At 73.3% G+C, this 4,813-nt stretch carries 4 protein-coding genes; 3 read left to right on the top strand and 1 reads right to left on the bottom strand.

Annotated features, from left to right (window positions below; translation table 11 throughout):
- Positions 1-39: 39 nt before the first annotated feature.
- Positions 40-1,395 (top strand): FAD-dependent oxidoreductase, encoded by a 1,356-nt coding sequence (locus ACFW9D_RS00850; protein WP_384616518.1) that lies wholly within the window; start codon positions 40-42, stop codon positions 1,393-1,395.
- A 388-nt stretch (positions 1,396-1,783) separates the two neighbouring features.
- Here ACFW9D_RS00850 and hemE read toward each other — a convergent pair whose 3' ends face one another.
- Entirely contained in the window at positions 1,784-2,863 is a 1,080-nt protein-coding gene (gene hemE / locus ACFW9D_RS00855; RefSeq protein ID WP_384616520.1) for a uroporphyrinogen decarboxylase, read from the bottom strand.
- A 188-nt stretch (positions 2,864-3,051) separates the two neighbouring features.
- Here hemE and ACFW9D_RS00860 point away from each other — a divergent pair, with 188 nt between their 5' ends.
- Both ACFW9D_RS00860 and ACFW9D_RS00865 read left to right on the top strand, forming a co-directional pair.
- The gene (locus ACFW9D_RS00860; protein ID WP_384616522.1) at positions 3,052-3,675 is read left to right on the top strand and encodes a DUF3000 domain-containing protein; all 624 of its coding nucleotides are present in this window, start codon (positions 3,052-3,054) and stop codon (positions 3,673-3,675) included.
- Between the two features lie 295 nt (positions 3,676-3,970).
- Complete coding sequence (locus ACFW9D_RS00865) at positions 3,971-4,633, top strand: response regulator transcription factor (protein ID WP_188336336.1); 663 nt, start codon at positions 3,971-3,973, stop codon at positions 4,631-4,633.
- Positions 4,634-4,813 lie beyond the last annotated feature (180 nt).

Raw genomic sequence — 4,813 nt, forward strand, 5'->3', positions numbered from 1 at the left:
TTTTTTCTTTCACCACCGAGCCGTGGAGTGGGGGTCCGGGTGTTCGCGCGCGGGGGCGGGGGGGTATGCGCCGCCGCGCCCCAGGCCCGGCGGCTGCGCGGCCCCGACGAGCTGGAGATCGTGGCCTTCGAACGGGGGCACTTCTCGTCGTACTCGGCGTGCGGCATCCCGTACTGGGTGGGCGGCGACGTCGAGGACCGCGACCAGCTGGTCGCGCGCTCGCCCGAGGAGCACCGCGAGCGCGGCATCGACCTGCGGATGCGGACCGAGGTCGTCGAGATCGACGTGACCGGGCGGCGGGTGCGGGCGCGCGAGGTGGACGGCGCGGGCGAGTACTGGACCTCGTACGACAAGCTCGTGATCGCGACCGGGGCGCGCCCCGTGCGGCCGGAGTTGCCGGGGATCGACGCGGCGGGCGTGCACGGGGTGCAGACCCTGGACGACGGGCAGGCGCTGCTCGACTCGCTGCGCGCGGCGACGGGGCGGCGGGCGGTCGTCGTCGGCGCCGGGTACATCGGGGTGGAGATGGCCGAGGCGCTGATCCGCCGCGGTTACGAGGTGACGGTCGTGAACCGGGGCGCCGAACCCATGTCGACCCTGGACCCCGACATGGGGTGCCTGGTGCGCGAGGCGATGACCGGGCTCGGCATCACGATGGTCGACGACGCCGAGGTCACGAAGGTCCTCACGGGGGACGACGGGCACGTACGGGCGGTGGCCACGCGGGACGCCGAGTACCCGGCGGACGTGGTGGTGCTCGGCATCGGGGTGCGGCCCGAGACCTCCCTGGCCCGGGCCGCGGGGCTGCCGGTCGGCGCCTTCGGCGGGCTGCTCACGGACCTGTCGATGCGGGTGCGCGGGCACGAGGACATCTGGGCGGGCGGCGACTGCGTCGAGGTGCTCGACCTCGTGTCGGGGCGCGAGCGGCACATCGCGCTCGGCACGCACGCGAACAAGCACGGGCGGATCATCGGCACGAACGTGGGCGGCGGGTACGCGACGTTCCCCGGCGTCGTGGGCACGGCCGTCAGCAAGGTCTGCGACCTGGAGATCGCGCGGACCGGCCTGCGCGAGAAGGACGCGCGGCGCGCGGGCCTCCAGTACGTGACGGTGACCGTGGAGACGACGGGCCGGGCCCGGTACTACCCCGGGGCGGCGCCGATGACGGTGAAAATGCTGGCCGAACGGGACAGCGGGCGCCTGCTGGGGGTACAGATCGTCGGCCGCGAGGGAGCGGCGAAGCGGGTCGACATCGCGGCGGTGGCCCTGACCGCCGGCCTGACAGTGGAACAGGTGACGTCCCTCGACCTCGGCTACGCCCCACCCTTCTCCCCGGTCTGGGACCCCATCCAGGTCGCCTCCCGCAAGGCGGCGGGCGCGGTACGCAACGCCTGACGGACACCTTTGCCCTGTCGCGCCCGCCCCAGCGCCTCCGTCGGGGGGCACGAGCACCACACCCCGGGAGCACGCGAAGCGTGCCTCCCAGGGGCGCGGGGAACTGCGCGAGAAGCCCCACCGCGCGGCACCCGGCGACGATCGCCAGCCCCCGGAGGGGCGGGTGGGTGGGTGGGAGCGGGGCCGGGGCAGACGTCCCCCGTCAGTGGCGCGCGACCGTGTCCGACCAGCAACCCCACCGCGGGGCACGAGCACCACGCCCCGGGAGCACGCGAAGCGTGTCTCCCAGGGGCGCGGGGAACTGCGCGAGAAGCCCCACCGTGCGGCACCCGGCGACGATCGTCAGCCCCTACGGCGGGGCGGGCCGGGGCCGGCTGGAGCGTCGGGGCTACTTGGACGTCTGCGTGTGGACGTAGTCGACCAGACGGGTCAGGGCGTCGGGGTCGGTGGTGGGGAGGACACCGTGGCCGAGATTGAAGACGTGGCCCTCGAGCCCCGCCGCCGCGTCGAGCACCTCACGGGTCTTGACCTCGACCGCCTCCGGCGTGGAGAAGAGGATCGCCGGGTCGAGGTTGCCCTGCAGCGCCTTGCCGGGCCCGACGCGGCGGGCGGCCTCGTCGAGCGGGACGCGCCAGTCGACGCCGACGACGTCCGCCCCGGCCTCGCCCATGAGCCCGAGCAGCTCACCGGTGCCGACACCGAAGTGGATGCGCGGCACCCCGTACCCGGCGACGGCGTCGAAGACCTTCTTCGAGGCCGGCATGACGGAGCGGCGGTAGTCGGCCGGGGCGAGCGCGCCGACCCACGAGTCGAAAAGCTGTACGGCGCTGGCGCCGGCCTCGATCTGCACCTTCAGGAAGGCGGAGGTGATCTCGGCGAGCCGGTCGAGCAGGTCGGCCCACAGCTGCGGGTCGCCGTACATGAGGGCCTTGGTGTGCTCGTGGTTGCGCGACGGCCCGCCCTCGACGAGATAGCTGGCGAGGGTGAAGGGTGCGCCGGCGAAGCCGATGAGCGGGGTGGAGCCGAGCTCCGCGGTGAGCAGGCCGATGGCCTCGGTGACGTAGGAGACGTCGTCCGGGGTCAGGGCGCGCAGCTGCGCGAGGTCCGCGCGGGAGCGGATCGGGTTGGCGACGACGGGCCCGACACCGGGCTTGATGTCGAGGTCGATGCCGATGGCCTTGAGCGGCACGACGATGTCGCTGAAGTAGATCGCGGCGTCGACCTTGTGGCGGCGTACCGGCTGCAGGGTGATCTCGGCGACGAGTTCCGGCCGCATGCAGGACTCGAGCATGGGGATGCCCTCGCGCACCTTGAGGTACTCCGGCAGCGAGCGCCCGGCCTGCCGCATGAACCACACGGGGGTGTGCGGCACGGGCTCGCGCCTGCACGCCTTGATGAAGGCGGATTCCCTGGTGGCTTCGATCGTCGCTGACGGCTGCTGGCCCGTGGCCTCGGTGTTGGCACTCACACGGGAAAGTCTCGCACGGCCGCCCGGCGGGCCGAGACGGTGTCCTTGGCGGGTGTCCCTGCCTGCGCGCGGCGCGAGTTCCCCTTAATCTTCCCCGCATGGCTGCGGCTCAGGGACGACGGTCCGACGGCCCGGACGGGCGGTCCGGGATGAGTGAATCGGTGCGGGAGGGGCAGAACGCTCGGGACATGAACGCTGCACACGAGGACGACCCCACCCCCCTTCCGTTCCGCACGGCGGTCGACGCCCTGCGCTCCGCGCGGCTGCGCCCGGAGATCGAGATCGACCCCACGCGCCCGCCGCAGCGCCTGGCCCCCTACTCGCACGCGCTGGAGGCGGCCGTCGTCGACGGCGAGGAGGATCTGGCCGACGGCCGGCTCGTCCTGCTGCACGACCCGGCCGGGCACGAGGCGTGGCACGGCACGTTCCGCCTGGTGACGCTGGTGCGCGCGGAGCTCGAGCCGGAGATGGCGGCCGATCCGCTGCTCCCCGACGTGTGCTGGTCGTGGCTGACCGGCGCGCTGCAGGCCCGCGGTCTGGGCTACGGCGAGCCGTCGGGCACGGTCACCCGGGCGAGTTCGCACTACTTCGGCGGGATCGGCGACCGGCCGGCCGCTTCGCAGATCGAGATCCGGGCGTCGTGGACGCCGCGCGAGGGGCTCGGCGGGGTGCCGGACACGGCGGCGCACCTCGCGGCGTGGTGCGAGCTGCTGTGCCAGGTGGCGGGGCTCCCGCCGGTGCCGTCGGGTCCGCCCGGGTCGGACGGCTCGGTGGTGACGCTGCCTCAGCGCCGGGGGCCGCGCCCCTCCTGAAAGGTGTCGTGTGCAGGGGCTTTTTTCGGCCGCGTCGGGCGAGTGTCCGACGCGGCCGTCGCTCGTTTGCCCCCACGGGACGATCACGGCCGCTCCGGTTCGGATCGCTTCGATCTTCGTTCGATCTTCGGATGATCGATAGTGCGTCCGAATTGCGTGAATTGTTACTCACCAAATCGTGATCTTTCTCTAAAGGCAGGCAGGTTTGGTGCCGAAGACCTCTGTGACCTTGAAAGCACGGTTCATCCCGGCTTCATCCCCAGAGCCGGCTCCGTCCCGCACCCCAGGAGGCCTGGTGTCCGTTCTCCTCGAGCAGCCCTCAAGCCTGGTCGCCTACCGCCCGAACAAGCCCACCGCGATGGTGGTCGTGGCCGACCCGCGCGTCCGCTCCACCGTCACCCGCCATCTGTGGGCGCTCGGTGTTCGCGACGTCATCGAGGCCTCGTCCGTCGCGGAGGCTCGTCCCCGCATCGGCAACCCCCGGGACATCTGCGTCGCAGACGTCCACCTCCCCGACGGCTCCGGCCTCACCCTGCTCTCCGAGACCCGGGCGGCGGGCTGGCCCAACGGCCTGGCCCTGTCCGCCGCCGACGACATCGGCGCCGTGCGCAACGCCCTCGCGGGCGGCGTGAAGGGCTACGTCGTCACGGGCACCCGGACCAACGTCGGAATGCCCACCCGCCCCGGCGCCGCCCCGATCGGCTCCGCCGCCGCCCGTATGCACCGCCGCCCCCCGGGTGCCCCGAGCCACCCGGGCGGCTACCGGGAGCTGTCGGGCCGTGAGGTGGAGGTCCTGCGGCTCGTCGCCGAGGGCCAGTCGAACAAGGCGATCGGCGTCTCCATGGGCCTGTCCGCCCTGACCGTCAAGAGCCACCTCGCCCGCATCGCGCGCAAGCTCGGCACGGGCGACCGGGCCGGGATGGTGGCGGTGGCACTGCGCACCGGAATCATCCACTGATCGCAGACTGGCCGGATCCTTCCGGTTCACACCCCTTCAGCGCCCCGCGCCCGGGACGTTGGGGGGCGCGGGGGGCGGGGGGTGTGCTTAACCCGTGGTCTGGTGCTAGCGCCCACGGAGACCGCCGCGCCCCCCCCCCCCCCCAGCCACCATCGCCCGCCCCCCCCCCCCCCCGCGCCC

The sequence above is a fragment of the Streptomyces sp. NPDC059524 genome (assembly GCF_042749255.1).
In the GTDB taxonomy this organism is placed as follows: domain Bacteria; phylum Actinomycetota; class Actinomycetes; order Streptomycetales; family Streptomycetaceae; genus Streptomyces; species Streptomyces xanthii.